General features: G+C 38.3%; 27 protein-coding genes, 2 tRNA genes and 1 pseudogene. 25 read left to right on the top strand and 5 right to left on the bottom strand.

The annotated features are described in order from the left end of the window. Positions 1 to 21 precede the first annotated feature (21 nt). The 17 genes from RHP56_RS06545 (at position 22) to RHP56_RS06465 (ending at position 15,271) form a co-directional block, all read left to right on the top strand. Positions 22 to 927 carry a manganese-dependent inorganic pyrophosphatase gene (locus RHP56_RS06545; RefSeq protein ID WP_050891655.1) on the top strand — a complete coding sequence of 302 codons (906 nt, stop codon included), beginning with the start codon at positions 22 to 24 and terminating at the stop codon, positions 925 to 927. A 165-nt stretch (positions 928 to 1,092) separates the two neighbouring features. Then, a complete protein-coding gene (gene rpmG, locus RHP56_RS06540; RefSeq protein WP_002815032.1) occupies positions 1,093 to 1,242 on the top strand; it encodes a 50S ribosomal protein L33 in 150 nt (49 codons plus the stop codon). Next, positions 1,242 to 1,511, top strand: a complete 270-nt coding sequence (gene rpsN, locus RHP56_RS06535) for a 30S ribosomal protein S14 (protein WP_002815025.1) — start codon at positions 1,242 to 1,244, stop codon at positions 1,509 to 1,511. The genes rpmG and rpsN overlap by 1 nt, the downstream gene beginning before the upstream one ends. A 294-nt stretch (positions 1,512 to 1,805) precedes the next feature. Beyond that, positions 1,806 to 2,282, top strand: a complete 477-nt coding sequence (gene rimP, locus RHP56_RS06530) for a ribosome maturation factor RimP (RefSeq protein WP_002815024.1) — start codon at positions 1,806 to 1,808, stop codon at positions 2,280 to 2,282. A gap of 24 nt (positions 2,283 to 2,306) precedes the next feature. Then, positions 2,307 to 3,404: a transcription termination factor NusA gene (nusA, locus tag RHP56_RS06525; RefSeq protein WP_011680057.1), complete on the top strand. Its 1,098-nt coding sequence runs from the start codon at positions 2,307 to 2,309 to the stop codon at positions 3,402 to 3,404. Between the two features lie 53 nt (positions 3,405 to 3,457). Beyond that, positions 3,458 to 3,754, top strand: a complete 297-nt coding sequence (rnpM, locus tag RHP56_RS06520; protein ID WP_025268221.1) for an RNase P modulator RnpM — start codon at positions 3,458 to 3,460, stop codon at positions 3,752 to 3,754. Continuing rightward, positions 3,744 to 4,064, top strand: a complete 321-nt coding sequence (locus tag RHP56_RS06515; protein ID WP_011680055.1) for a L7Ae/L30e/S12e/Gadd45 family ribosomal protein — start codon at positions 3,744 to 3,746, stop codon at positions 4,062 to 4,064. The genes rnpM and RHP56_RS06515 overlap by 11 nt, the downstream gene beginning before the upstream one ends. Then, on the top strand, positions 4,065 to 6,569 hold the full coding sequence (infB, locus tag RHP56_RS06510; protein ID WP_011680054.1) for a translation initiation factor IF-2: 2,505 nt from the start codon (positions 4,065 to 4,067) through the stop codon (positions 6,567 to 6,569). A 72-nt stretch (positions 6,570 to 6,641) separates the two neighbouring features. Continuing rightward, on the top strand, positions 6,642 to 6,995 hold the full coding sequence (rbfA, locus tag RHP56_RS06505) for a 30S ribosome-binding factor RbfA (RefSeq protein ID WP_002815019.1): 354 nt from the start codon (positions 6,642 to 6,644) through the stop codon (positions 6,993 to 6,995). Positions 6,996 to 7,090: 95 nt separating this feature from the next. Then, complete coding sequence (locus RHP56_RS06500) at positions 7,091 to 8,266, top strand: aminotransferase class I/II-fold pyridoxal phosphate-dependent enzyme (protein WP_061399414.1); 1,176 nt, start codon at positions 7,091 to 7,093, stop codon at positions 8,264 to 8,266. A 2-nt stretch (positions 8,267 to 8,268) separates the two neighbouring features. Beyond that, positions 8,269 to 8,808: a PTS sugar transporter subunit IIA gene (locus RHP56_RS06495; RefSeq protein ID WP_025268218.1), complete on the top strand. Its 540-nt coding sequence runs from the start codon at positions 8,269 to 8,271 to the stop codon at positions 8,806 to 8,808. Beyond that, positions 8,786 to 9,694 carry a tRNA pseudouridine(55) synthase TruB gene (gene truB / locus RHP56_RS06490; protein ID WP_014324887.1) on the top strand — a complete coding sequence of 303 codons (909 nt, stop codon included), beginning with the start codon at positions 8,786 to 8,788 and terminating at the stop codon, positions 9,692 to 9,694. The genes RHP56_RS06495 and truB overlap by 23 nt, the downstream gene beginning before the upstream one ends. 2 nt (positions 9,695 to 9,696) lie before the next feature. Further along, positions 9,697 to 10,641, top strand: a complete 945-nt coding sequence (gene ribF / locus RHP56_RS06485) for a riboflavin biosynthesis protein RibF (RefSeq protein ID WP_281446845.1) — start codon at positions 9,697 to 9,699, stop codon at positions 10,639 to 10,641. 121 nt (positions 10,642 to 10,762) lie between these two features. Continuing rightward, positions 10,763 to 11,788, top strand: coding sequence for a heat-inducible transcriptional repressor HrcA (hrcA, locus tag RHP56_RS06480; RefSeq protein WP_014324886.1), 1,026 nt, complete (start codon positions 10,763 to 10,765; stop codon positions 11,786 to 11,788). A 16-nt stretch (positions 11,789 to 11,804) separates the two neighbouring features. Next, a complete protein-coding gene (grpE, locus tag RHP56_RS06475; protein WP_011680048.1) occupies positions 11,805 to 12,374 on the top strand; it encodes a nucleotide exchange factor GrpE in 570 nt (189 codons plus the stop codon). A gap of 86 nt (positions 12,375 to 12,460) precedes the next feature. Beyond that, positions 12,461 to 14,308, top strand: coding sequence for a molecular chaperone DnaK (dnaK, locus tag RHP56_RS06470; protein ID WP_011680047.1), 1,848 nt, complete (start codon positions 12,461 to 12,463; stop codon positions 14,306 to 14,308). A 63-nt stretch (positions 14,309 to 14,371) separates the two neighbouring features. Continuing rightward, the gene (locus RHP56_RS06465) at positions 14,372 to 15,271 is read left to right on the top strand and encodes a DnaJ C-terminal domain-containing protein (RefSeq protein ID WP_011680046.1); all 900 of its coding nucleotides are present in this window, start codon (positions 14,372 to 14,374) and stop codon (positions 15,269 to 15,271) included. A gap of 49 nt (positions 15,272 to 15,320) precedes the next feature. Here RHP56_RS06465 and def read toward each other — a convergent pair whose 3' ends face one another. Further along, a complete protein-coding gene (gene def / locus RHP56_RS06460; protein ID WP_102753188.1) occupies positions 15,321 to 15,899 on the bottom strand; it encodes a peptide deformylase in 579 nt (192 codons plus the stop codon). Positions 15,900 to 15,954: 55 nt separating this feature from the next. On the opposite strand from def, the gene RHP56_RS06455 reads away from it, so the two are divergent. The 4 genes from RHP56_RS06455 to RHP56_RS06440 all read left to right on the top strand — a co-directional run bounded on the left by RHP56_RS06455 (position 15,955) and on the right by RHP56_RS06440 (position 19,048). Beyond that, complete coding sequence (locus RHP56_RS06455) at positions 15,955 to 16,227, top strand: UPF0223 family protein (protein ID WP_002815004.1); 273 nt, start codon at positions 15,955 to 15,957, stop codon at positions 16,225 to 16,227. Next, complete coding sequence (locus tag RHP56_RS06450; RefSeq protein WP_462794670.1) at positions 16,224 to 17,012, top strand: inositol monophosphatase family protein; 789 nt, start codon at positions 16,224 to 16,226, stop codon at positions 17,010 to 17,012. The genes RHP56_RS06455 and RHP56_RS06450 overlap by 4 nt, the downstream gene beginning before the upstream one ends. 61 nt (positions 17,013 to 17,073) lie before the next feature. Beyond that, positions 17,074 to 18,915, top strand: a complete 1,842-nt coding sequence (gene typA, locus RHP56_RS06445; RefSeq protein WP_050883840.1) for a translational GTPase TypA — start codon at positions 17,074 to 17,076, stop codon at positions 18,913 to 18,915. A 44-nt stretch (positions 18,916 to 18,959) separates the two neighbouring features. Beyond that, a tRNA-Ser gene (locus RHP56_RS06440) sits at positions 18,960 to 19,048 on the top strand. A gap of 174 nt (positions 19,049 to 19,222) precedes the next feature. Here RHP56_RS06440 and RHP56_RS06435 read toward each other — a convergent pair. Next, positions 19,223 to 19,435 carry a hypothetical protein gene (locus tag RHP56_RS06435; protein ID WP_010291057.1) on the bottom strand — a complete coding sequence of 71 codons (213 nt, stop codon included), beginning with the start codon at positions 19,433 to 19,435 and terminating at the stop codon, positions 19,223 to 19,225. 327 nt (positions 19,436 to 19,762) lie between these two features. Between RHP56_RS06435 and RHP56_RS06430 the strand changes: the two genes are divergently transcribed. Both RHP56_RS06430 and RHP56_RS06425 read left to right on the top strand, forming a co-directional pair. Next, positions 19,763 to 21,451 (top strand): glycosyltransferase family protein, encoded by a 1,689-nt coding sequence (locus tag RHP56_RS06430; RefSeq protein WP_129870208.1) that lies wholly within the window; start codon positions 19,763 to 19,765, stop codon positions 21,449 to 21,451. Positions 21,452 to 21,493: 42 nt separating this feature from the next. Then, positions 21,494 to 21,814 carry a DMT family transporter gene (locus RHP56_RS06425; RefSeq protein WP_002814974.1) on the top strand — a complete coding sequence of 107 codons (321 nt, stop codon included), beginning with the start codon at positions 21,494 to 21,496 and terminating at the stop codon, positions 21,812 to 21,814. Positions 21,815 to 21,911: 97 nt separating this feature from the next. On the opposite strand, the gene rarD is transcribed toward RHP56_RS06425, so the two are convergent. The 3 genes from rarD to RHP56_RS06410 form a co-directional block, all read right to left on the bottom strand. Next, complete coding sequence (gene rarD, locus RHP56_RS06420) at positions 21,912 to 22,802, bottom strand: EamA family transporter RarD (protein WP_084014425.1); 891 nt, start codon at positions 22,800 to 22,802, stop codon at positions 21,912 to 21,914. A 94-nt stretch (positions 22,803 to 22,896) separates the two neighbouring features. Continuing rightward, on the bottom strand, positions 22,897 to 23,430 hold the full coding sequence (locus tag RHP56_RS06415; RefSeq protein ID WP_080987886.1) for a GNAT family N-acetyltransferase: 534 nt from the start codon (positions 23,428 to 23,430) through the stop codon (positions 22,897 to 22,899). 177 nt (positions 23,431 to 23,607) lie between these two features. Beyond that, complete coding sequence (locus RHP56_RS06410; protein WP_002814970.1) at positions 23,608 to 24,126, bottom strand: hypothetical protein; 519 nt, start codon at positions 24,124 to 24,126, stop codon at positions 23,608 to 23,610. Between the two features lie 100 nt (positions 24,127 to 24,226). Here RHP56_RS06410 and RHP56_RS06405 point away from each other — a divergent pair. Next, positions 24,227 to 24,300: transfer RNA gene (locus RHP56_RS06405), tRNA-Arg, on the top strand. A gap of 516 nt (positions 24,301 to 24,816) precedes the next feature. Next, a pseudogene (locus tag RHP56_RS06400) lies at positions 24,817 to 25,002 on the top strand (SemiSWEET family transporter); the annotation flags it as partial. Positions 25,003 to 25,052: the final 50 nt, after the last annotated feature.

Genomic DNA, 25,052 nt, shown 5'->3' with positions numbered 1-25,052 from the left:
AAAATGCTAGGAGATAAACTAATGGCTAAGACTTTAGTTTTTGGGCACAAGAACCCAGATACAGATACAATCGCATCAGCAATCGCTGCAAGTTATTTATTGAACCAACAAGGGCAGGATACAGAAGCAGTCGCGCAAGGTGAGCCCAACGCTGAAACGCAATTCGCGTTAGATTATTTTAAAGTTAAGCCGCTTCGTGTAATTTCTGAGGCCGATACAGAAACAGTTGTTTTAGTTGACCATAATGAAGCTGCACAATCAGTTGATAATTTAGCTGACGTTACCGTGGAAAACATTTATGATCATCATAAGTTTGCGTTCACAAATTCTACACCCTTGTATATCACGGCTAAGCCATGGGGCTCTGTAGCAACTATTTTGTACTATGAATTCAAACAAGCAAACATTGTTATTCCTGCAGAAATTGCTGGTCTATTAGCTTCAGCAATTATATCTGACACATTATTGCTCAAGAGTCCAACGACGACATCATACGACCAACCCGCTTTGGAAGCCTTAGCTAAGATTGCAGGACTTGAAGATTATGCTGCCTATGGTTTGAATTTGTTGAAAGCTGGAACAGATTTGTCATCACGCACTGATAAAGAATTAATTGATGGTGATGCCAAATCATTTGAAATGGGCGGGCACCAATTCCGGATTGGTCAAGTCAACACTGTTGATATTGATGAAGTATTATCTCGTCAGGCAGGAATTGAAGCAGCAATTGCAGAGGAAGGTTATGAAGACTTTTTGTTTGTGATTACTGATATCTTGAATTCAAACTCTAAGGGCTTGTACATTGGAGATGCTGCTCAATCAATCGAAGCAGCATTTAATCAAAAACTTGACAATAATGTAATTGATCTACCTGGTGTTGTTTCTAGAAAGAAGCAAGTAGTTCCACCATTAGAAAACCAACTCTAAAAAAATTCATACCAAATTAATTTAATTCGAATTATGAATTTTTGTGGATAAAATGTTGATAAATTTATTCACAGACCTTTACACTGGTAATCGGTTCATGTATAATAGATATTTGTATTGACAAGCAAATAAAAATTTTAAGAAAAACACTAAGGAGCAAGGATTATGCGTATCCACGTCGTTCTAGGAAATGATGAAACTGGTGAGCGTATCTACTTGACGTCTAAAAACCGTCGTAATACGCCTGACCGCCTTGAGTTAAAGAAGTACTCACCAAAACTTCGCAAAGTAGTAACATTTAAGGAGATTAAGTAATGGCAAAGAAGTCAAAGATTGCTAAGGCACAAAAGCGTGAAGCTTTAGTTGCAAAGTACGCTGACAAGCGTGCAGCATTGAAGGCTGCGGGTGACTATATTGGATTGGCAGCTTTGCCAAAGGATTCATCTCCAGTACGCGTTCATAACCGCGATTGGATTGATGGCCGTCCACACGCTTACATGCGTGAATTTGGAATGTCACGTTTGAACTTCCGTCAATTAGCACACAAGGGTCAAATTCCTGGTGTTCGTAAGGCTTCTTGGTAAAAGAAACCAGCAACTTCTTCTAATTGTTTCATTCGAAGGATTAGTATAAAAAAGCCCCAGCTTGCGGGCTTTTTTATGTTGTTGACGTATGTGCACTGTAATTTGCACTATTTTAATAAATAGGGTACAATAAATATAGTTAATTTACATAGCAATTGTAAATGGGCGGGTCACTTGGAAAAGCGGCCGGCTCATTTTTTATGGGATTAGCACGCTTATTGTCAATATAAGATAGTGTTAACGCTATATTAGTAAACGTAATTGACAAAACTATTCATCGAAAGGGGAAAATAAATGGCAAACAAAACCGAACAGACAGTTATTGACTTGATTTCACCAATCATTGAAGCACATAATGATTTACTGTGGGATTTAACGTTTACCAAAGAAGGTGGACAAAAAGTTTTACGGATTTTGCTGGATAAACCTGATCATCAATTTATTACGATGAATGATTTGACACTATTCACGCAAGAAGTTAATGAATTGTTAGATACCGTGGATCCAGATCCAATTCCTGAAGCCTATGTTTTAGATATTTCATCACCAGGCGCTGATCGACCATTAAAGGAATTATGGCATTTTGAGTGGGCTAAAGAGGCCAATGAAAATATTTTAGTATCCTTGTTTGTTGCCAAAGAAGGCCAAAAAAAGTGGCAAGGAAAGATTGCTGATCTAAACAAAGATGGCTTGACGCTGACGACAACTAATGGACGTTTGCCATTAACCTTTGACGAAATAGCTAAAGCAATACTGGATGTCCAGTTTTAAATCGTTAAAAATGGAGAAAATCAAATGAGTAAAGAATTAGTGGAAGCACTTAATGCTCTTGAATCAGAACGAGGAATTGATCGTTTAGTTGTTGTCGAAGCGCTTGAAGACGCATTGAAAGCCGCCTACAAGAAGCAATACAATACCGCTGATAATGTCGAAGCAACATTCGACGATAAAAAGGGCAACATTAGTATTAAACAAGTAAAGCATGTTGTTTTAGATGATGATCTTGAAGATGAAGAAATAGAGATTTCTTTATCCGATGCATTGGCAATCAATCGAGCATATGAAGCAGGAGATGAGATTCGCTTTGATGTTACGCCAAAAGATTTTGGTCGTATGGCGGCACAAGCTGCAAAACAAGTGATTGTGCAAAAAATGCGTGAAGCTGGACGACAAGCTATTTATAACAAGTTTTCTGATTATGAAGATGAAATTATAACAGGTGAAGTTGACCGACAAGATGCACGATTCCTATATGTGAACTTACCTGGCAATCAAGAAGCTGTAATGGCCCCAAACGATCAAATGCCCAATGAGCGGTATCACATGGGAGATCGTATTAAGGTCTTGGTTAACAAAGTTGAAAACAATGCCAAGGGACCACAAGTCTTTGTATCACGAACAGCAGCTGATTTGGTTAAACGATTGTTTGAACAAGAGGTGCCAGAAGTTTATGATGGTACTGTTGAAATCATGTCTATTGCGCGTGAGGCTGGTGATCGCTCAAAAATTGCCGTTTATACGCATGATACTGACTTAGATCCAGTTGGGGCCATGGTTGGTCAACGTGGTGCACGTGTACAAAGCGTTGTTAACGAACTAGCTGGTGAAAATATGGATATTGTGGAGTGGGTTGAAGATGAAGCACAGTATATTGCGAATGCTTTAAACCCTTCAGAAGTAACTGATGTCATTTTTGATCCAGCCAACGACCGTGCGGTAACGGTTATTGTTCCAGATAATCAGTTATCTCTAGCAATCGGGAAAAAGGGTCAAAATGCTCGCTTAGCAGCACGTTTAACGGGATTCAAGATTGACATTAAATCTGAAAGTGAAGCAGCAGCTAGCTTAGACCCAACACCAGCTGCTACAGCTGCTGACGAAAACGAAGAATAATTTGAAAGGAAATATGATCATAAATCAAGTGATTTATAGTCATACTGGTACATATGAAACCTCGTAAAATACCAATGAGAAAAGACATTGTAACGGGTGAAATGTTTCCTAAAAAAGAACTCGTTCGAGTCGTGCGTAGTAAAGAAGGTGACGTGACTTTAGACCCAACAGGGAAAGCCAATGGTCGTGGTGCGTATGTTAGCCTAAATGTAAAAAATGCAGAAATGGCTAAAGAAAAGCGTATCTTTGATAAAGCATTTGGTGTGAAAGTAGCAGATGAATTCTATGATGAACTCATTGCTTACGTTGACCATCAACAAGCACGTCGGGAGTTGTTTGGTGATAAATAAGAATGACCAAATATTGAATTTAGTTGGTTTAGCAATGCGCGCTGGTAAACTAGTACTTGGAACAGAACCTACGTTATCAGCTATTCGTGGGCAAAAGGTTTTTCTAGTTTTCTTTCCCAGTGATGGTGGTAAAAGCCAAGCAAAAAAATTCGCCGATAAATCAAACTTCTATAATATCAAACTAGTACAAGACTATACTAAAAAGCAATTAACGGATGCCATTGGTGTTAACCGAGGTGTTTTCGCCATTGCTGATCAAGGTTTTAGTCGAAAAATTAAACAATTAATTTCAGAAAAGGAGCGGAACTAAATGACAGAAGAAAAGAAATTCTCAGGTTCAAACCGTCCTGCACGAAAACAGGCAGTCCCAGAACGTAAGGAATTGCCCGCATCACAACGCCGTCATGCGGCAAAGTTAGCAGATGGTACAACGCCAGCCCAAGGAGGCTCACGTCCAAGCCGTCCTGCACGTCCTAACAATAACAATCAAAATCGTCCAAATAATGGTGGCCAAAGCCAAAATCGCAATAATCAGAATCGCTCGAATACATCTACTGGTGGCCAAAACCGTTCAAATAACGGTGGAAACCGCAACAATCGTCCTGGATCACGCGTTGCACCTGCTGAAGGGCGTCCAATGATTCGAGAGAAGAAAAATTGGTCAACGAAGCCACGTGAAGGGCAAGTTGATTATTCTGCTAAACCGGATAATAGCTTGAAGCAGTACGTGAATGAAAATGAAAAGAAGCGCCAAGCTTCTGCAGCTGCTAAGCATCCAAAGAAGCCAGCTGCAGCAACTAAGCCAGCTGTAAAGAAAGAAACTAGTGCAACTAAACCAGCTACTGCATCAACAACCACTGGTGCAGGGAAGTTTGGTGGCGCTCTCGCTTCTGGTAATAATTCTGCGCGCAATAACTCACGTAAGCGTAATACTAATGGTACTGGCCAACAAACACCACGCCGTAATGATCGTCCACGCGGTTCTAAAAAGTCACGTCGTATTGCTGCTAAACACCAACCATCAACTCCAGCAACAGTACGTAAAGAACAACCATTACCAGCAGTTTTGGAATATCGTGTTGGTATGAACGTGCAAGATTTGTCAAAGTTGTTGCATCGTGATACAGCAGAAATTATTAAAAAGTTATTCTTACTGGGCATTGTTACAAATCAAAACCAAAGTTTGGATGAAGATACAATCGAAATTTTGGCAGCTGATTATGGTATCGAAGCACAAGCAAAAGAAGAAGAAGACGTTGCAGATATTGACAGATTCTTTGATGATGAAAATATTGATGAGAGCAAGTTAGTTTCTCGTCCACCAGTTGTGACGATCATGGGACACGTTGATCATGGTAAGACAACATTGTTGGATTATCTACGTAATTCTCATGTTACTGAAGGTGAAGCAGGCGGTATCACACAACATATCGGTGCATACCAAACACGTATTAATGATAAATTAATTACATTCTTGGATACGCCAGGACACGCCGCCTTCACAGAGATGCGTGCACGTGGTGCTAACGTAACTGATTTGACAATTCTTGTTGTTGCTGCTGATGACGGTGTTATGCCACAGACAATTGAAGCGATTAATCATGCTAAGGCAGCGGGAACGCCAATCATTGTTGCTGTTAACAAAATTGACAAGCCTGGAGCAAATCCTGACGATGTGATGAATCAGTTAATGGCTTATGACTTAGTTCCTGAAGAGTATGGTGGTGACACAATCTTCGTTAAAATCTCAGCTAAGTTTGGTCAAAATGTTGATGAACTACTGGAAATGATTTTGTTGCAAGCTGAAGTTTTGGAATTGAAAGCAAATCCTAATATGCCAGCACGTGGTTCAGTAATTGAAGCCCGCTTGGATAAGGGACGTGGACCAGTTTCTACTGTTCTTGTACAACAAGGAACAATGCATGTTGGTGATCCAATTGTTGTTGGTAATACCTATGGCCGTGTACGTACAATGACAAACGAACGTGGCGTTGAGCTATCAGAAGCTTTGCCTGCGACACCTATCCAAATTACTGGTTTGAATGGGGTGCCACAAGCTGGTGATCGTTTCATTGTTATGGCTGATGAAAAGACAGCTCGCGCAGCCGGTGAAGAACGTGCAAAGCGAGCACAAGAAGCAGTTCGTAATTCAGGATCAGTTGTTACTTTGGATACATTGTTCAATACAATGGCTGAAAAAGCGATGAAGACGGTGCCAGTTATTGTCAAGGCTGATGTTCAAGGATCTGTCGAAGCACTTTCTGGATCACTGAAAAAGATTGAGGTTGACGGTGTTCGTGTGGATATTATCCATACTGCTGTTGGTGCGATTAACGAATCGGATGTTACTTTGGCTGAAGCATCTGGTGCAATTATTATCGGATTCAACGTTCGTCCTACACCTTTGGCAAAATCACAATCTGATTCTGAAAAGGTTGATATTCGTTTCTATAATGTCATTTATAATGCGATCGACGATGTTGAAGCAGCTATGAAGGGCCAACTTGAACCTGTATACGAAGAAAAGGTTATTGGAAAAGTCGAAGTTAAAGAATTATTCAAATTCTCTAAGGTCGGAACTATTGCCGGTGCCATGGTTGAAGAAGGTAAAATTACTAAGGATTCTAAGGTTCGCGTCATACGTGATAATGTGGTAGTGTTTGACGGTGAAGTTGGCTCATTGCAGCGCGGTAAAGATGCAGTTAACGAAGTGAAGATGGGATTTGAATTCGGATTTACAGTGGCCAAATTTAATGATGTTCACGCTGGGGACGTTGTTGAAGCCTATGTAATGGAAGAAGTTAAACCTAAGTAAGAGACCGATTACGCTGAATGCTTTTTGGTAGGTTGTGTCTTTTAATAGAAAGAAAGAGAAGGCGAAATAGTTATGGCAAATCCACAACGTGCAGGTCGTCTCGCTCAAGAAGTACAACGTGATGTTACTGATTTATTACTTAAGCGTATTAATGATCCGCGAGTAAAAGAGGTTACAGTAACAAGTGTTGAATTGTCTGGTGACTTGCAGATAGCAACAATTTATTATTCCATTTTATCTGATTTGGCCAGTGATGCTAAGAAAACTCAAGCCGGCTTGGAAGCTGCTAGTGGATTGATTCGTAAAGAATTAGGTTCACGATTGACGGTTTACAAAACGCCAGAATTGAAGTTTGTGCGTGATACATCTGTTCAATACGGAAATCATATTGAGGACTTGATTCGCAAGCTGCACACTGAAAATTAATAAATTATCAAATATTGGGCGCTCTCCATTAGGATGAGCGCTTTTTGTGTTAAAATAGTTCTATACAATTAATTTTTAAGAAAATGAGATTTAATATGACTAATCCAACTCAACCCTTCAATTCTATAGTATTGGATATGGCGCCTGACAAACTATTGGATTTTCAATTAAAAGTTCGTGATATTCCAGATATTTTACGATTAACATTTGGTGAACCTGGTTTTGCTGTTGATGAACGTATTAAGCAAGCGACTATTGATGCAATTACAAACGATCGTTCTCACTACGCTGAAAGTCAAGGTGAAACAGATTTGAGAATAGCTGCTGTTGCGTATTTTAATCGTGAGTATCATTTAAATTATAATGGTCCAGAAAATATTATCATCACACAGGGTGTGAGTGAAGCCATAAATGTTATATTTCAAACCCTCCTGAATGATAATGATGGCTTGTTGGTACCAGAACCAGCCTATGGACCTTATTTTTCTTCTCTTGATTTAGCACATGGTGTGCGTTTGTCCATTGATACAACAGCAAACGATTTTAAATTAACACCTGATATGGTCGAAGAAACCATCAAAAATGCGACGGTACCCGTTAAAGCTATTTTGATGAATTACCCAACTAATCCCACGGGAGTAACATACTCACGTGATGAGATCATTGCATTAGCTGAAACATTTACGAAGCATAATTTATGGGTCATTTCTGACGAAATTTATTCCGTCCTAACTTACGATCAAGAACATGTATCATTTGCTGAATACATACCTGAACGCACAATTTACATTAATGGTTTATCCAAATCTCATGCCATGACAGGCTATCGTGTGGGATTTATTTTAGGCCAAGCTGAGACAATTGCGCAATTGCAAAAAACACATGGAACGCTTGTTTTCGCTGTACCTACATTTGTTCAAGATGCGGCTTTGGTTGCTTTACGTGATGTAAACGACACACCAGTAAAGATGCGTGATATTTATCGTCAACGTCGAGACAAAGTGTTATCACAGTTGCAGGCGTTAGGGTTTGATGTGGTTGAGCCAGAAGGGGCATTTTATTTATTTGCTAAATTGCCTGCTGATTTAGGTACTGATGGCGATGTGTTTGCTTTACAGTTAGCAAAAGAAGGTAAAGTGGCGGTTATTCCTGGTTCGGCCTTCAGCGATGCAGCGCAAGCTTACATTCGTATTTCATACGCTGCGTCCGATGAAGACTTGGCAGAAGGAATGAAGCGAATGACAAAATATATTGAAAAGGTACGCGGCTAAAGATGAACTTCTGGAAACGACTTTTTGGTTCAGAAAAAAAATTATCACAATTGAAGAGTACGGGTCAAATCAATGCGACTAGATTAGCGCGTAATAATGATACGCCTGTTTTAGTAGCGCCAGTGACTGGGGATTTACAAAAAATTACCGACAGCCGCGATGAACCCTTTAAAACTAAAAACGGGGTTATGCTAGTGCCGCATGGTGGTAATTTAATGGCACCGGTTTCGGGTATTGTTACTGAGTCCACTAATGATTATTTGACGCTAACAGATATTTCAGAACAGACTGTAACTGTAACTGTCGTGGGCACATCAAATGTCGTTCGGTTGGCTCAATACGGTGTAGGACAACAATTACATGCAGGTGATGTTATTGGAACGACAAATCAGAAGGTGCTATCTGCTGATCATGAAGCACTACGCATTTATGTTGTTTGGGCAAACCAAGACCTACCAAATATTCGGTATGGTTCTGTTTATGCAGGACAAAACGTCTGGCAAGTAGGGGAATTGCAAAATGACAAAGAATCAGATAGTTGATGGTTTGTTAGTTATCAATAAGCCTCGTGGCATGACATCTTTTGATGTTGTTAGTAGAGTACGCCGTATTATTGGTCAAAAAAAAGTTGGCCATGCTGGCACTTTAGATCCGAATGTTGATGGTGTCCTAGTAGTTGCTTTAGGTAAAGCGACAAAGTTGATTGATGAATTGCAAACACGGCCAAAAAGTTATATTGGTGAAATTACATTAGGATTTTCAACAGAAACAGAGGACCTTGATGGTGAAATCGTTGATCAGCTGGATATTGTAACGCCTTTTTCTGACCAGAAAATTGATCAAGCAATACAGCAATTAAATGGCGAAATCACACAAAGGCCACCTATGTACTCTGCTGTAAAAGTTAATGGTAAGCGGCTCTATGAGTATGCTCGAAATGGTGAGACTGTTGAACGTCCAGTTCGTAAAGCGGTAATTCATGACTTCAAACGTACATCCGGTATTAAATTTATAGATGGTAAGCAGGTATTCAAGTTTGAAGCCACAGTTTCCAAGGGCACGTATATTCGCACTTTAGCCGTAGATGCAGGCAAAATAATTGGGATCCCGGCAACAATGACACAATTAACTCGAACGATGGGGAGCGGATTCAAAATTTCTGAAGCACGTGACCTGGATTTTTTGTCCACACTATCGTATGAAGAAGTATTAAAACAAGTAATACCTATTAGAGAAGTATTGAAGTGGCCAACTAAAAATTTGAGTGAAAATGAATGGTTTGCTGTAAAAAATGGTCAGAAAATTTCTAGTTGGCCTGCAAATGACAGCTATTTGCAACTATATTATCAAAACAAACTGAAAGCAGTATATCAATATGACGAGATTGAGCAATTATGGCGCTCTCGTTATGTATTTGATAACCAATGACTATGACAGAATTAATTCGTTTACATTATCCGATATTAGATTTTAAAAAGCCGGTTCAACAGGTCGTTGCAATGGGCTTTTTTGACGGTGTTCATCGCGGGCATCAGGCTGTTTTAGCTCGTGCGAAAGCAGAAGCTGAAAAACAAGGGGTGCCCTTGGCTGTGTTGACCTATGATCCACATCCAATTGTAGCTTTTCAGACGTTGAAAAAACCACTGCGTTATTTAACACCATTAGCCAAAAAGAAGTCCATCATGAGACAGCTAGGTGTTGATCGGGTTTATGTTATGCAATTTACTTCTAAACTTGCTAAATTAGGTGGTCAACAGTTTGTAGATGAGGTGGTCATGCAATTAAACCCTGTTACGGTGGTAGCAGGATTCGACCATTTGTATGGTGCAGCGGGAACGGATAGTGATATGCTACATTTAGCAACATATGCAACTAATCGCTTTGATGTTATTACTGTGTCTGAATTTGATGATTATAATCAGAAAGTTTCTTCTTCAACAATTCGATCTATGTTAGATCAGGGGAACGTAGATGGCGCCGCACAGCAGCTTGGTCGTGTCCATTCGACATCAGGTATAGTCGTCCATGGCGAAGCTAGAGGCCGTGAATTAGGCTTCCCAACTGCCAATATACAAACACCTGAAGAGGAATGGCTGCCTGGTATTGGTATCTATGCTGTAAAAATAAAAGTATATGATACTTGGTATCTAGGAATGGCTAGCATCGGACGCAATGTGACGTTTGGTGATGCTCGTCCAATCACAGTTGAAATTAACATTTTAGATTATCAAGAAGAAATATATGGTGAGTTTGTTCAGATACAATGGTGTCATTATCTGCGTGGTGAAGTGAAATTTGAAAACGTTCAAGCACTGATAGATCAACTTAATGAAGATGCAAGACAAACAAGGCATTATTTTAATACAAAATTATAAAATACAGTTTGTTGGCACTCTTATAAAAAGAGTGCTAAAAAGACTTGCATTATTTCTCAAATAGTGTATTATAATAAGTGTTAGCAGTTAGATATAGTGAGTGCTAAAAGGAGTCGATAATATGGCGCTAACAGAACGACAAAAGTTAATCTTAACCGCCATTATTTATGAGTATACACAGCGTGAGCATGCGGTTGGTTCAAAAAGTCTACAAGAACATCTAGATATTAAAATTAGCTCTGCTACGATTCGTAACGAAATGGCAGCGCTAGAATCTGATGATCTTATAAAAAAATTGCATACTTCTGCTGGTCGTGTACCATCATACGAAGGGTATCGTTATTATTTAGATCACCTGATGATGACACGCAGAGCGACTGATCGCGATGTACAAGCGGTCATTCAATCATTCCGTGGAAACTTCCATGAGATAGATGATTTGCTAGACGAAACAGCTAGGACTTTATCAAATTTAACTGGTTATACTGCGTTAATTTTGAAGCCAAGGCGAATTGATATTAAAGTTTCGGGATTTCGATTGGTTCCATTGGAGGGCCATCAGCTGATTGCAGTATTGGTTACTAATGATGGTAAAGTGACTAGCCAGACATTTAAATTACCAAATGAAATGGCGATTGAATCGTTAGAAAGTATGGTTGCATACATCAATGATCAGATGGTCGGTCGACCGGTTAATGATGTGTTGCGTATGATGCAGTCTGATGAGTTGCCTACGCAAATGAGTCGCATGATTAAAACGCCGGCAGCTTTTTTGCAACTATTTGGCGACGTGTTAGCACGATCGAACGGAGATAACGTCCATATTGGCGGCCGATTGAATGTTCTAGACTTTAGTAAAGAAACAGATATCGCTGATGTGAAGCCTCTGTTGGAATTTTTGAACAATGCTGAGGATGTTAGACAAATTGCTTCGCCAACACGAGATGTTCAAGTTAAAATTGGACGTGAGATTGGCGAGCCATTACTTTCAGAGTTCAGCTTGATTACGCGTGGATTTTTGGTACCAAATCAAGGAAGTGGTATTATTGCTTTACTTGGTCCAATTCCTATGTCATATAGTACCAATACGTTGCTTACAGACGCGTTTGGTGAAGCGTTAAGTCGCAAAATGATTGAATATACATAGCTAGGAGGTCACACTTGTGACAGAAAAAAACGAAGAAGTTGTAGAAGATAAGAACATTTCTGATCAAACTGATGAAAATTTGACCGAAGAAATTGAATCTGAAGCTGATGATTTACAGGTGGAGCCTGATCCGAAACAAGCGGAAATTGATAAGCTAACAGAGCAAGTTAACAACCTCGAAGAAAAATTATTACGTTCACAAGCAGAAATTCAAAATATACAACAGCGCAATGCGCGTGAACTACAAAATGTACGCAAGTATGATGGACAAAAATTAGCCAGTGCAGTATTGCCAGCCGTTGATAATTTGGAAAGAGCCCTTCAAGTTGAAGCTAACGATGAAGTGTCAAAGCAAATTAAAACAGGTGTGGAGATGACGCTTAAGACGTTAAATCAAGCTTTAACAGACAATGGTATTACGTCAACGGGTGAAATTGGTGAATCTTTTGATCCAACTAAGCACCAAGCAATTCAAAGTGTTGAGTCAGATGAAGTTGAATCTGACCAGATTGCACAAGTTTTGCAAAAGGGTTACATATTACAAGACCGCGTAATTCGACCAGCAATGGTTGCAGTGGCGAAATAAGAACGATTTTGCATGGTGATTCAATCGATGAGATACCACACCTTAAAAAGATGAAAATGATTTTAAAGTAAAGGAAGAAAATATTTATGTCAAAAATTATTGGTATTGATTTAGGAACGACAAACTCAGCTGTTGCTGTCCTTGAAGGTGGCGAACCAAAGATCATCACAAATCCAGATGGTGGTCGTACAACACCTTCAGTTGTCTCATTTAAAAATGGCGAAAGTCAAGTGGGTGATGTTGCAAAGCGTCAAGCAATTACAAACCCAGACACGATTATTTCAATCAAGTCTCACATGGGTGAAGCTGGTTATAAAGTTAATGCCAATGGTAAAGACTACACACCACAAGAAATTTCAGCAATGATTTTGCAATATATTAAGGGCTATGCTGAAGATTACTTAGGTGAAAAGGTTGAAAAAGCTGTTATCACAGTTCCTGCCTACTTTAACGACGCACAACGTCAAGCTACTAAGGATGCCGGTAAGATTGCTGGTCTGGAAGTAGAACGTATCATTAACGAACCAACAGCTGCCGCATTGGCTTATGGTTTGGACAAGCTAGATAAGGATGAAAAAATTCTTGTCTATGACTTAGGTGGTGGAACATTCGATGTGTCAATCCTTGAATTAGGAGATGGCGTGTTTGAAGTTTTGTCAACAAACGGTGATACTCATCTTGGTGGTGATGACTTTGATAACAAAGTTATTGACTATTTGGCAGAACAATTTAAGTCAGAAAATGGTGTTGATTTAAAGGATGACAAATTAGCTTTGCAACGTTTGAAGGATGCCGCAGAATCAGCTAAGAAGACTTTGTCATCTGCAAACGAAGCTCAAATTGATTTGCCATTTATTGCTTCAGGTGATAACGGACCATTGCACTTACAGACATCATTGACACGTGCAAAGTTTAACGAATTAACAGCTGATTTGATTAAGAAAGCAGAGCAACCTGTTTTGAGTGCTTTGAAGGATGCCGGATTGTCATTCTCTGACATCGACGAGGTTATCTTGAACGGTGGTTCAACTCGTATTCCAGCCGTACAAGAATCTGTTAAGAAGATGACAGGTAAGGAACCTAACCACTCAATTAACCCTGATGAAGCTGTTGCTTTGGGCGCTGCCGTTCAAGGTGGTGTCATTACTGGTGATGTTAAGGATGTTGTTTTGCTTGATGTTACACCATTGTCATTGGGTATTGAGACAATGGGTGGTGTGTTCACTAAGTTGATTGAACGCAACACAACGATTCCAACTTCAAAGTCACAAGTATTCTCAACTGCAGCTGACAATCAACCAGCTGTTGACATTCATGTTTTGCAAGGTGAACGTTCAATGGCTGCCGACAACAAGACATTGGGTCGATTCCAATTAGCAGATATTCCGGCCGCACCACGTGGTGTACCTCAAATTGAAGTGACATTTGACATTGATCGTAACGGTATTGTTAATGTTTCTGCTAAGGACCTAGGAACACAGAAGGAACAAAAGATTACAATCCAAGCTGCTGGTGGTTTGTCAGACGAAGAAATTGAAAAGATGATGAACGATGCCAAGGCAAACGAAGAGGCTGATGCTAAGAAGAAAGAAGCTGTCGATACACGCAACGAAGCTGATCAATTGATTTTCCAAACTGAAAAGACTTTGGAAGAAGTTGGTGACAAGTTGGGTGACGATGAAAAGAAGCCAACACAAGACGCTTTGGAAGCTTTGAAAAAAGCTAAGGAAGATGCCGCAGCTGATGATGCTGATTTGACAGATTTGAAGGCTAAGTCAGAAGAATTAACTAAGGTAGCTGGTGAATTAGCAATGAAGTTGTATCAACAAGCAGCGCCAAAGGACGGAGCTGAAGGAGACGCAAAGTCTGCTGATGACAACACAGTTGATGGTGATTTTGAAGAAGTTGATCCAAATAAAGACGATAAGAAGTAATTATTAAAACAAACCGCATTCATTGAGTGCGGTTTGTGTACATAAATTAGAAGGAGCGGGCGCGTGAATAACACTGAATATTATGACCGTCTCGGCGTTAGTAAAGACGCCAGTCAAGATGAAATTAAAAAGGCTTATCGTAAGCTATCAAAAAAATACCATCCAGATTTGAATCATGAACCTGGTGCTGAAGAAAAATATAAAGAAGTTCAAGAAGCTTTTGAGACGCTAGGTGATGAACAAAAGCGTGCGCAATATGATCAATTTGGACCTAACGGCGCACAAGGTGGTTTTGGTGGCCAAGGCGGTTTTGGCGGCCAAGGTGGCTTTAGCGACTTCTCCGATTTGGGTGATATATTTAGTCAAATGTTTGGTGGCGGATTTGATCCAAATCGTCCGCGCAAAGGACAAGATTTACAGTACCGCATGAACTTGACTTTTGAAGAGGCCATTTTTGGTAAGGAAACTACGATTAAGTTTAACCGTGGTGATGGTAAGCAACACGAGATTAAGGTTACTGTACCTGCTGGTGTTGAAACTGGGCAGCAAATGCGTTTGAGTGGACAAGGTGAAAGTGGTGTTAATGGTGGACCACAAGGAGACTTGTTCGTTGTCTTCCAAGTATCACCATCAAGAGATGGATTTGAACGTGATGGTGCAGATGTCTACTTAGAACAAAAGATAAGCTTTGTGACAGCTGCGTTGGGTGACGAAATTCAAGTCAAGACGGTTCACGGTGAAGTGAAGTTAAGAATCCCAGCTGGTACTCAAACTGGTAAGCGTTTCCGCTTGAGTGGTAAGGGTGCTCCGCGTTTGCGTGGCAATGGACACGGAGATCAATTTGTTATTGTGACTGTCGAAGTACCGACACGACTTAATAAAGATCAGAAAAAGGCGTTGGAAGCTTTCAAGGAAGCTACCGACGGTACAACTAAGAAAAAGAGTTTCTTCGATAAATTGTAATCAAAAAGCTCCGCAGTGATTATCTGCAGAGCTTTTTAGATTGACCAAATTAATCAATATATTTTGTATCTTCATCAACTTCCCAAGGCGATTGCATATTAATGTGATCATAATATAAGTGCCCATGTAAGTGATCAATTTCATGCTGGAAAACAATGGCAGGATAGTCGCGCAATTTAATTGTTTGCTTATTACCATTTTCATCTTGGTAGCGTACTGTTATTCGATAAGCACGAGGTACGAAGCCAGGCACATCTTCATCAACTGATAGACAACCTTCACCGACGTTTAAGGCACCTCGCTTGACGGACTCTGAAATAATTACAGGGTTGAAAATTGTGCCCTTAAAATAAGGTTCGTCAATTGTGTCTTCTGGGTCAAGTGCAGGTATTAAAATTGATGACATACGCAAAGAGTAGCCTACTTGTGGAGCAGCTAATCCAACACCTGGACGTAGACCGTACTTCTCATTTTGTTTTTCATCTTGAGATACAACTAAATATTCCATCATATCTTTAGCAAGTTGTGCGTGTTCTTCACTCAAAGGGAAAGAAACGGACGCAGCCGTTTTACGTAGTACGGGATCCCCGTCCCGTGTGATTTTATCCATAGTAAATCTGATTGTCATTTTTTTTACCTCACAATCTAGTATATCAAACGTTATAACATGTTAAAATAAAATTATGAATGAAAATTATGTATTACCAATCGATGGTGATTGGACGACCCAAGATATTATTATTGTGACAAATTTTATAAACAGTGTGTTAGGTGTTTATGAAAAAGGATCTTCTCGTGAAGAGGTATTAAAAAACTACGATGCATACAGAAAAATAATGCCTGCCAAAAGCGAGCAGAAAAAATTTGATAAGGATTTTGAACGCCAAACGGGATACAGCATATATAAAACCATAAAATTTGTCCAAAATTCGACGAAAGACAGAGTACGCTTATGAGCACATTAAGCCCATTTGAAATTCAAGAAATTGACCAAACTGTATTAGTGTGGCTTGATGAATTGCAAAAATCTACAATAGCGGCAATGAATCAGCATTTAGATGTAGCTACTAAACACGATGCACGTGATTTAGTTACAAATATTGATAAAAGCAATGAGCAAATAATCAACAAGTACATTCGAAAATTTGATCCAGATGCACAAATTGTGAGTGAAGAGGGATTTGGTGATAAACCAATTAGTATGGCTGGACATGTGTGGTTTGTCGATCCAATTGATGGTACCATGAATTTCTATAAACAGCACGATGACTTTGCTATTATGATAGCACTTTACATTGATAACCAACCTATTTTAGGATGGATTATGGATGTGGTAAATAATATTGTTTATCATGGGGGTCCTCAAATGGGTGTTTTTGCCAATCAATTGCGGTTAGATCCACCAGAAAATGATGAGCTTAATCAAGGAATTGTTTTATTGAGTGGTGCGCGCTTGCTCTATGGGATGTTTGGATATGACGAAATTGCTAAAAGTGCCTTGGGATACCGAGTTATTGGCGCTGCTGGTCCGTCTTTTATCCGTGTCTTACGTGGTCAAGCCGTTGGATATTCTTCAAAAATGATGTCATGGGATTTTGCTGCTGGTCAAGTTTTAGCAAAAACATTAGGATTAATTGTTTCAGATATTGACGGAAAGCAGTTAGATATGTTATCATCTAACATAGTATTAGTTGCTACGAATCGAGCGCATCGCGATATTTTGGCGTTGCATAGAAGCTAGGGAACGAAGTGTCCCTAGCTTTTGTATGTGGCAGCATTTAAATTAAAGGAGTACTAGAAAATTGGCAAATCGCGAAGACATTCGTAACATCGCTATCATTGCCCACGTCGATCACGGGAAGACGACGCTGGTTAACGAACTTTTGAAGCAATCAGACACATTGGATTCACGCAAGGAATTGGGTGATCGTGCAATGGATACTAACGATATTGAAAAAGAACGTGGTATCACTATCTTGTCAAAAAACACAGCCGTTAAGGTTGGGGACAAGCAAATTAACATTTTGGATACACCTGGACACGCGGACTTCGGTGGTGAAGTTGAACGTATCATGGGTATGGTTGATGGCGTTTTGTTGGTCGTTGATGCTTTTGAAGGTACAATGCCACAAACTCGTTTTGTGTTGAAAAAAGCTTTCGAACAACATTTGACACCAATCGTTATCGTTAACAAAGTGGACCGTCCTGGTGCACGTCCTGAAGAAGTTGTTGACGAAGTATTGGATTTGTTTATTGAATTAGGTGCCGATGAAGAAGATTTGGACTTCCCAGTTATCTTTGCTTCAGCGATGAACGGTACATCTTCTTTGTCACCAAATGTTGACGATCAAGAACATACGATGAAGCCAATTTTTGATGCTGTCTTTAATACAATTCCTTCACCAGTTGACAATTCAGATGAACCATTACAATTCCAAGTGGCAATGTTGGACTATAATGATTTCGTTGGTCGTATCGGTATTGGCCGTGTTAAGCGCGGAACAATTAAAATTGGTGACAACGTTGAAGTTTTGAAGTTGGATGGTTCAACACAAAGTTTCCGTGTAACTAAGCTTGCTGGTTTCATCGGGTTAGACCAAGTAGATATCCAAGAAGCTAAAGCTGGTGATTTGATTGCTGTCTCTGGTATGGAAGATATCTCTGTTGGTGAAACAGTTGCAGATCCTGCTCATCCAGATGCATTACCAATTTTACGTATCGACGAACCTACTTTGCAAATGACATTCCGTCAAAATGACAGTCCGTTTGCAGGTAAAGAAGGTAAGTTTGTTACTGCACGTCAAATTGAAGATCGTTTGCGTCGTGAATTGCATACTGATGTGTCATTGCGCGTTGAAGATATTGGACAAGCTGGTGCTTGGTCAGTGTCTGGTCGTGGTGAATTACACTTGTCAATTTTGATTGAAACGATGCGTCGTGAAGGCTTTGAGTTACAAGCTTCTCGTCCACAGGTTATTTACCGTGAAATTGATGGTGTTCAATCAGAACCATATGAATCAGTTCAAATCGATACACCTGATGAATATTCATCAACAGTTATTGATTCATTGAACCAACGTAAGGGTGAGATGGTCAACATGGAGTCTGTTGGTAACGGACAAACACGTTTGACTTATATGGCACCTTCACGTGGCTTAATTGGTTATTCAACTGAATTTATGTCAGCTACACGTGGATATGGTATTTTTAACCATACGTATGCTGAATATCGTCCAGTTGTTCGTAACTGGGAACCAGGACGTCGTAATGGTGCTTTGGTTTCTATTAACCAAGGAACAACTACAAACTATGCAATTATGGGTGTTGAAGATCGTGGACAAATGTTTGTTGGCGCTGGTATTGAAGTTTATGAAGGAATGATTGTTGGAATGAATGCGCGTGACAATGACATCTCAGTCAACGTTACAAAATTGAAGCCACAATCAAACGTTCGTTCATCAAACAAAGACCAAACATCTTCAATTAAGACACCACGCATCATGAATTTGGAAGCTTCTTTGGAATTCTTGAATGATGATGAATATGTTGAAGTAACTCCTGAAAACGTACGTATCCGTAAAGCTATCTTGAACACAGCTGAGCGTGAAAAGTTTGCTAAGCGTCGTAAGGCATCAACAAACTAACATTTATTTTAAATAATCAGGAACCTGCTTGGGTTCTTCGTTATGGAGCTATGGCACAATCCGGTACTGCAACGGACTCGAAATCCGTCGAGCCGCATTTCGCGGTGTGCGGGTTCAAATCCCGCTAGCTCCTTTATTATATGTTATCTCATGTTCTTATATGTACAAAAACGTTGTTATATCAACGTTTTTTTTATTTTGCATAACTTAATACAACGTTAGAAAACAGCACAGTACACAGTAGGAGCCATTTACTGTTTTCGTAACTCAAACTGCAAAAAAATTTATGGAGGGTTTATTCTTAAAATCATTCAATCCGAATAATTTCATCAAAATTTGAAAAAAATACTTGTTTGTGTAAATGATTACGACTCCAATTTTCGAGGACATATCTTTTGTGTTGATAATTTTCAAAAAAATCTGATAACTCGAATTTTTTACTTTTTGATCGTCTTAACATTTCATCCAAAAATGCCCAGTCGGCATTTTGAGTTTGCAAAGAATAATTTTTCCAATCCATGAAATTCTGTCCTTTTTAAATCAGTATCATTTTGACGCTAATAATTAAAGGATATCACAAATATGGTATATGGGGTATGTTATATAAAAACATAGCCAGATTTAAAAAACATTAAATGCTTACAAAGTATTTGATAGACAGCTGCTATTTCTGAAAATCGAACAGTGATAAGTAGCAAATTATGGTGAAAGTTCACTTCAGAAATTATTATAGAAACTTTTGCTTTAAAAACACTATTACTTCTGTTATGATACATAGGAGCGTGTTTCTTATTTTGGAGATGTTAATGAAGGTTATTTCGCTCTTTTTTGGGGAAAGTAGAATAGTATGATAAATAAAGTTAAGTATATAATTGGTAAGCATTTAAACATAAGTGTTTGCTTACTTTTTGCGTTATTCAGTTGTTTGATTATTTTACCTTATTTGCATGGGCCAGCCTATATCCATCAAGAGGGATGGGATGGGCGTTTCCATATGGCTCGTGTCGCAGAAAGTTATTTGAATTTAAGTCATGGTCATTTGGATCAAGCAATTCCCAGTGTGATGACTAAAACTTTTGGATCATTTGGATATCCACAAAATCTTTTTTATCCGTTGATAACTATGCTTCCAGAGGTGCTCTTGCACATAATCTTTGGCAATGCGTACGGTGGTTATTTGGCATTTATTGCTTTAATCTTTTTTTCAACATTTATGTCAATGTACATTTGTACATTAAAAATAACAAAAAGTCGTTTCATTGCTCTATTAAGTAGTGCGCTATATGGATTTAGTCATTTTGCGATTTCTATAACATTGTTTTACCGTAGCTTTGGTGGATCTTTTATTTTTATTTTTATGCCAATTGCTTTTTATGGAATGTATCAGATTGCATTAAAAGATCATAAAAAATGGTGGATAATGTCTTTAGGGGTTGCCGGACTCATTTTATGTGATCTACCTGATGCGGTAGTTGTTGTTTTGATGTTGGTCTTCTCATTCTCAATGACATTTACTGTTAAAGAAGCTAAGAATATCAAATTAGCGCGTATAGTAAAGTTAATTTACGCAGGAATGCTTTCAGCATTACTTTCAGCGTTTTTCTTAGCACCACTTCTACAAAATTTGTTGTTTGTTAAAAATATTTCTGTCAATAAACTATTGTTGTCAAATACTGTTTTACCTACAATGAGTGTATTTTTAACAGACAAGTTGGCTTCGTACAGCTTAGGTTTATCAGGCCTAATCGTTGTATTCTTTGTTATTAATGGCTGGAACAAATTTCATCCCGCATTAAAATACTTATCAGTAGTTTTGCTGATCAATTTAATACTTGTAACTAATATCTTTCCTTGGCCAATTTTTGATAAATATTTAGGGTTCATACAATTCGTTGGCAGATTTCTCTATACTGCGACTTTTATTTCAGCTTTTCTTGGGGCAATTGCCATTGCTAATATTGTTGAAAATAGAAAGAGTCGCTACTTGCTGGTAACGCTATTTTGTTCTATTGGATTGCTCTCAGTCACTAGTCTTAATTTTAGTATTAAGCGAAACCCAAACGGCAATGCTGTTAACATAGTTTCTTGGGATGATTTTCAAAATGCCACACTAAATAATTATGTATATGATTATTTGCCACATAATGCATTCAAAATCAAAGATAAGTTAGAACAACATTCTATTCCGTTGATGAATCCAAAGAAAGAGATACAACAAACACGTTGGACAACAGGATACGACAGCATACATTATCGAATTAATTCAGTACAAAAGTATACTGATGTTGTCTTGCCAAATATCTTTTATCCTGGGTTCACAGTATACGTGAATGGGGAAAAAATGCCTGAAAAATATAATAAAAACAATGCCATCGTTGTTCCTATAGAAAAAGGTATTAGTAAAATTGATGTGAAATATGTAAAGACGCCGGTTCAAATAATTTCATTTTGGATAAGTGTCATTGCATTGTTGACTTTAATTGTATTAAAAAATAAAAAATTGACTAAGCTGTTACCATTGTTTAAAAAACATTGAACTAATTAGATTATTTAACTGCTTTAATTTTGGAGGATAACTATGTCTTGGATCTTTTTGTTGTTTGCGGGTATTTCGGAAATATTATGGTCAACTGCTATGAAGTTAAGTGATGGTTTTTCTAAAGTGGGTTGGGCAACCGTAACAATTTTAGGCTTAATTGCAAGTATGCTTTGCCTATTACAAGCGGTGAAGCATCTCTCGTTTAGTCTTGCCTATCCGATATGGACAGGTATTGGGGCTGTGGGATCGGTTATCGTAGGTGTTGTGCTTTTTCATGATAAATTTTCAAATGCTACATGGTTCTTTGTCGTTCTACTAATCATTGCAATTATTGGAATAAAGATGACAGCAGGAGAATAGTATGTGAAGTTGGTTGTCATTTGTTAAAAGTAAGCATTGATAAAGCGACATGTAGAAAATAAAAAAGCATCCAAGCGATATGCTGGATGCTTTTTTATTATGAAGCTGTTTTTTTCAATTTATAATAGCTATTCAAACTACCAATAATAAATACGAGTATGCCAGTCCAAATAAAAGCAAACACAATGACCTTATGCCAGTTAAAGGCTTCATGCAAAACAAAAATGGCCATAAGCAATTGAATAGTTGGATTAAGATATTGAATAAAACTCAACGTGATAAAGTCAGTATTTTTATTGGCAACAGCGAATAAGAGTAAGGGGATAACCGTTAAGATACCACTCATAATCAATAGAATTGTAATCTTAGGCCCATTTTGTATCATCACATGTGGAGATAAGAACAGATAAACTAAAGCAATAGGTGCAACGAAGAGGGTTTCCAGTGTTAATGAAATTGTAGCTGGCAAGGGTACTTGTTTTTTGATCAAGCCATAGAAACAAAATGTAGCCGCCATTAGTAGTGTATTTAAAGGTAGTGATCCAGTTTGAATAGTTAGGATGACAACGCCAATAATAACAAGTATTAAGGCGACTATTTTGGATCTTGATAGTTTTTCATGTAAGAAAATAACTGCGACAACTACATTCATTAGTGGCATTATATAGTAAGAGAGGCTCGCTTCAGTGGCTTGCTCATGAGTAACCATATCGATATATAAAAACCAGTTAATTGAGATTAGGAAGGCACTTAATATAATCAAACCCATTTTGTGATTTTGGATTAATTCAATAATGACGTGCCAGACTTCTTTCCAACTTTTTTGAAAGGTTAACACCACACTAATGGTTACAAGCGACCAAACAATTCGATAGGCTAAAGTATCCATTGCTGGGACAACACTTAATAGTTCCCAGAACACACCAAGCATGCCCCACAGAAGGTATGCAGAGAGGCCTGAAATAATTCCTAGACGTTTATTTTCCATAGCTATACTCCCAAATTAAATATAACTATTATAATACCACTTGTTGCAAACGATTTATCACGTTTATGTTAAGTATTTGAATTAGTACGGATAATTATAATGAGCTAAAAGGCACAAACTCTTTCGGTTGATCAGAAGGACAGAGTGTTTTTTGCATCCAAAAGTTATCTAGCCATTTTCCAGATTTAAAACCTATTTTTTTAAACAAGCCAACATTCTCATAGCCCATTCGTTCATGGAACTTCCTACTTGTTTCATTCTCTTCAGTAATGCAAGCGATAATATGAACAACATTTTGCTTTTTTAATATATTTTCAATTTCGGAATAGAGCATTTTACCTATTCCGCGACTGCGAGCTTCTTGTGAGACGTATACGCTAATTTCAACGGTCCATTTGTACGCGCCACGACTATTAAACTCATGAGCGTAAGCATAGCCTAAAATCGTGTTATCTTCTTCTATGACGATATAAGGGTATTTCTCAAGCGTATTGGCGATTCGGTCTTCAAAATCCTGGATAGTAGGAACATTGTACTCGAAAGTAGAGGTTGTTCTTTCGACGTAAGGTTTGTAGATATTCAATAATGTTGGTGCGTCTGCTAACTTCACCGTGCGAACATTCATCATATTATTACTCCTAGTTTTGGGATAAAAAAATAATAGGTAACCATTTTAACATGAGATTGCAGGATAATAAATAGTTAAATGTAGTCAATTTGTTCAAGGGAATAGGAGTTATTTTGAGATAAGGTTCGTTTATTGTGAAAAGAGCAAAAATAAAAAAGCGATTGGTTAGAATCGCTTTTATTCTTCATGCTTGGCACCAATTTGGTATATGGCTTCTTCGATATTTAAGTCTTTTTTCATCTGAGTAACAATATTTGCACGCTGAGCAGAGCTTTTATTGATTGCGTTGACAGACATGGTAATGATTGAATCGAATCCGGTATGGAAACGTGAAGCAACACTAGCGTCAATGTTGTATTTACCAGTTTGTGCGGCTTTAACGATTGTGACAATACCATTTTGCCCATATAAGGCATCACGAAGCGTCTGTGCGTCAGAACTACTTAGATCTTTACTGTTTTCGTTAGCAATAATTTTAGCATCTTTTTCAATTGCCACCATTGTGCTGTCTTTTTTGTAATTAAATTTACTTAAATCATCAATCAGTCTTTTTATATTGGTGCGCGATTCTTGTAAATGGGTATAATCAGCTTTTGGCATAGAAACATCTGCGTACTTTGGCTGTTGATTAAAAGTTATAAAGGCGATGAGCAACGCTGCAATCACGACACCCAAGGCAATAAATGCTTTTCTCATGTGGTATTCTCCCAATGTTATCTACTGTTAGTATAAATCAATTTAAGATTAAAAAAAATACTTTCATGAAACGTAATAAAATGTTATTATATTATAGTACGCGCTGGTAGCTCAGCTGGATAGAGCAGCCGGTTTCTACCCGGCAGGTCGAGGGTTCGAATCCCCCTCAGCGCATTTACACCGTTTTATCACGAATGTTGATAGGACGGTTTTTGTTTGCTTAAGTGTTGCTATGTAGGTGTTGGGAAGTGATATTGTAGTTCTTCTTAAACTTTTAAAAATCGTATTTTCGATTTTTGTGCTTTTTGTCTAATGAAACACCACGCAGTGGTTACATCTCTAAACACGTTTTTCCGCTTAAGAGATATCCCCAATAGATAGTCTTCACTTGAAAGTATAGATTATTCCCAGCAATTTTTTTGATAAAAGCATTTAAGAAATTGAAGAAGTGCTCACAATTAAGAATAAGTGATTTACAAAGAACTATTTAAATGTTGTAAGGTTCATTTAAAGAGTTTTTTGTTATACATTCGAGACCCGCTTTACGTTCATCTTTGAGTATAATATTGAAATAGTCAAAAAAGTGCGTGATGTGGTGATCTTTAAATTCTCACAAGATGTCATTGCGGGTTGTGGAAGAGATTCTATAAAAAGTTACCAACTTATAATCCACAAATGTGCACAGGATTAAAACTACTTAATAACTTTTCGGGTCATCCTGTTGGTTTTTTACAGCCTTTAGTTGCAATGATTAACGCTTCTCTTTGGACAGGGTATGGTTGGAGTAAAACATATAAAGATTGGCCAATCATAATTTCTAACGTTCCAGGCATCTTTTTCGGATTAGTAACTGTCATTACAATTTATATTCATTAAAATAAGGCACTACGGTGCTTTTTGTTTTAAAATTAGTTTGGGAGGATTAT

The organism is Leuconostoc sp. C5 (genome assembly GCF_056530425.1).
Note: the sequence above shows the minus strand (reverse complement) of the source record. Positions and strands in the feature narration are given on the sequence as shown.

Coding starts and splice junctions, on each gene's coding strand:
- infB (WP_011680054.1), top strand. CDS start 4,065: ATGACAGAAGAAAAGAAATTCTCAGGTTCAAACCGTCCTGCACGAAAA.
- ribF (WP_281446845.1), top strand. CDS start 9,697: ATGACAGAATTAATTCGTTTACATTATCCGATATTAGATTTTAAAAAG.
- truB (WP_014324887.1), top strand. CDS start 8,786: ATGACAAAGAATCAGATAGTTGATGGTTTGTTAGTTATCAATAAGCCT.
- def (WP_102753188.1), bottom strand. CDS start 15,899: ATGACAATCAGATTTACTATGGATAAAATCACACGGGACGGGGATCCC.
- RHP56_RS06450 (WP_462794670.1), top strand. CDS start 16,224: ATGAGCACATTAAGCCCATTTGAAATTCAAGAAATTGACCAAACTGTA.
- rpmG (WP_002815032.1), top strand. CDS start 1,093: ATGCGTATCCACGTCGTTCTAGGAAATGATGAAACTGGTGAGCGTATC.
- RHP56_RS06410 (WP_002814970.1), bottom strand. CDS start 24,126: ATGAGAAAAGCATTTATTGCCTTGGGTGTCGTGATTGCAGCGTTGCTC.
- dnaK (WP_011680047.1), top strand. CDS start 12,461: ATGTCAAAAATTATTGGTATTGATTTAGGAACGACAAACTCAGCTGTT.
- rbfA (WP_002815019.1), top strand. CDS start 6,642: ATGGCAAATCCACAACGTGCAGGTCGTCTCGCTCAAGAAGTACAACGT.
- RHP56_RS06495 (WP_025268218.1), top strand. CDS start 8,269: ATGAACTTCTGGAAACGACTTTTTGGTTCAGAAAAAAAATTATCACAA.
- hrcA (WP_014324886.1), top strand. CDS start 10,763: ATGGCGCTAACAGAACGACAAAAGTTAATCTTAACCGCCATTATTTAT.
- rimP (WP_002815024.1), top strand. CDS start 1,806: ATGGCAAACAAAACCGAACAGACAGTTATTGACTTGATTTCACCAATC.
- RHP56_RS06455 (WP_002815004.1), top strand. CDS start 15,955: ATGAATGAAAATTATGTATTACCAATCGATGGTGATTGGACGACCCAA.
- RHP56_RS06545 (WP_050891655.1), top strand. CDS start 22: ATGGCTAAGACTTTAGTTTTTGGGCACAAGAACCCAGATACAGATACA.
- RHP56_RS06415 (WP_080987886.1), bottom strand. CDS start 23,430: ATGATGAATGTTCGCACGGTGAAGTTAGCAGACGCACCAACATTATTG.
- RHP56_RS06430 (WP_129870208.1), top strand. CDS start 19,763: ATGATAAATAAAGTTAAGTATATAATTGGTAAGCATTTAAACATAAGT.
- RHP56_RS06435 (WP_010291057.1), bottom strand. CDS start 19,435: ATGGATTGGAAAAATTATTCTTTGCAAACTCAAAATGCCGACTGGGCA.
- nusA (WP_011680057.1), top strand. CDS start 2,307: ATGAGTAAAGAATTAGTGGAAGCACTTAATGCTCTTGAATCAGAACGA.
- rnpM (WP_025268221.1), top strand. CDS start 3,458: ATGAAACCTCGTAAAATACCAATGAGAAAAGACATTGTAACGGGTGAA.
- RHP56_RS06425 (WP_002814974.1), top strand. CDS start 21,494: ATGTCTTGGATCTTTTTGTTGTTTGCGGGTATTTCGGAAATATTATGG.
- RHP56_RS06500 (WP_061399414.1), top strand. CDS start 7,091: ATGACTAATCCAACTCAACCCTTCAATTCTATAGTATTGGATATGGCG.
- rpsN (WP_002815025.1), top strand. CDS start 1,242: ATGGCAAAGAAGTCAAAGATTGCTAAGGCACAAAAGCGTGAAGCTTTA.
- rarD (WP_084014425.1), bottom strand. CDS start 22,802: ATGGAAAATAAACGTCTAGGAATTATTTCAGGCCTCTCTGCATACCTT.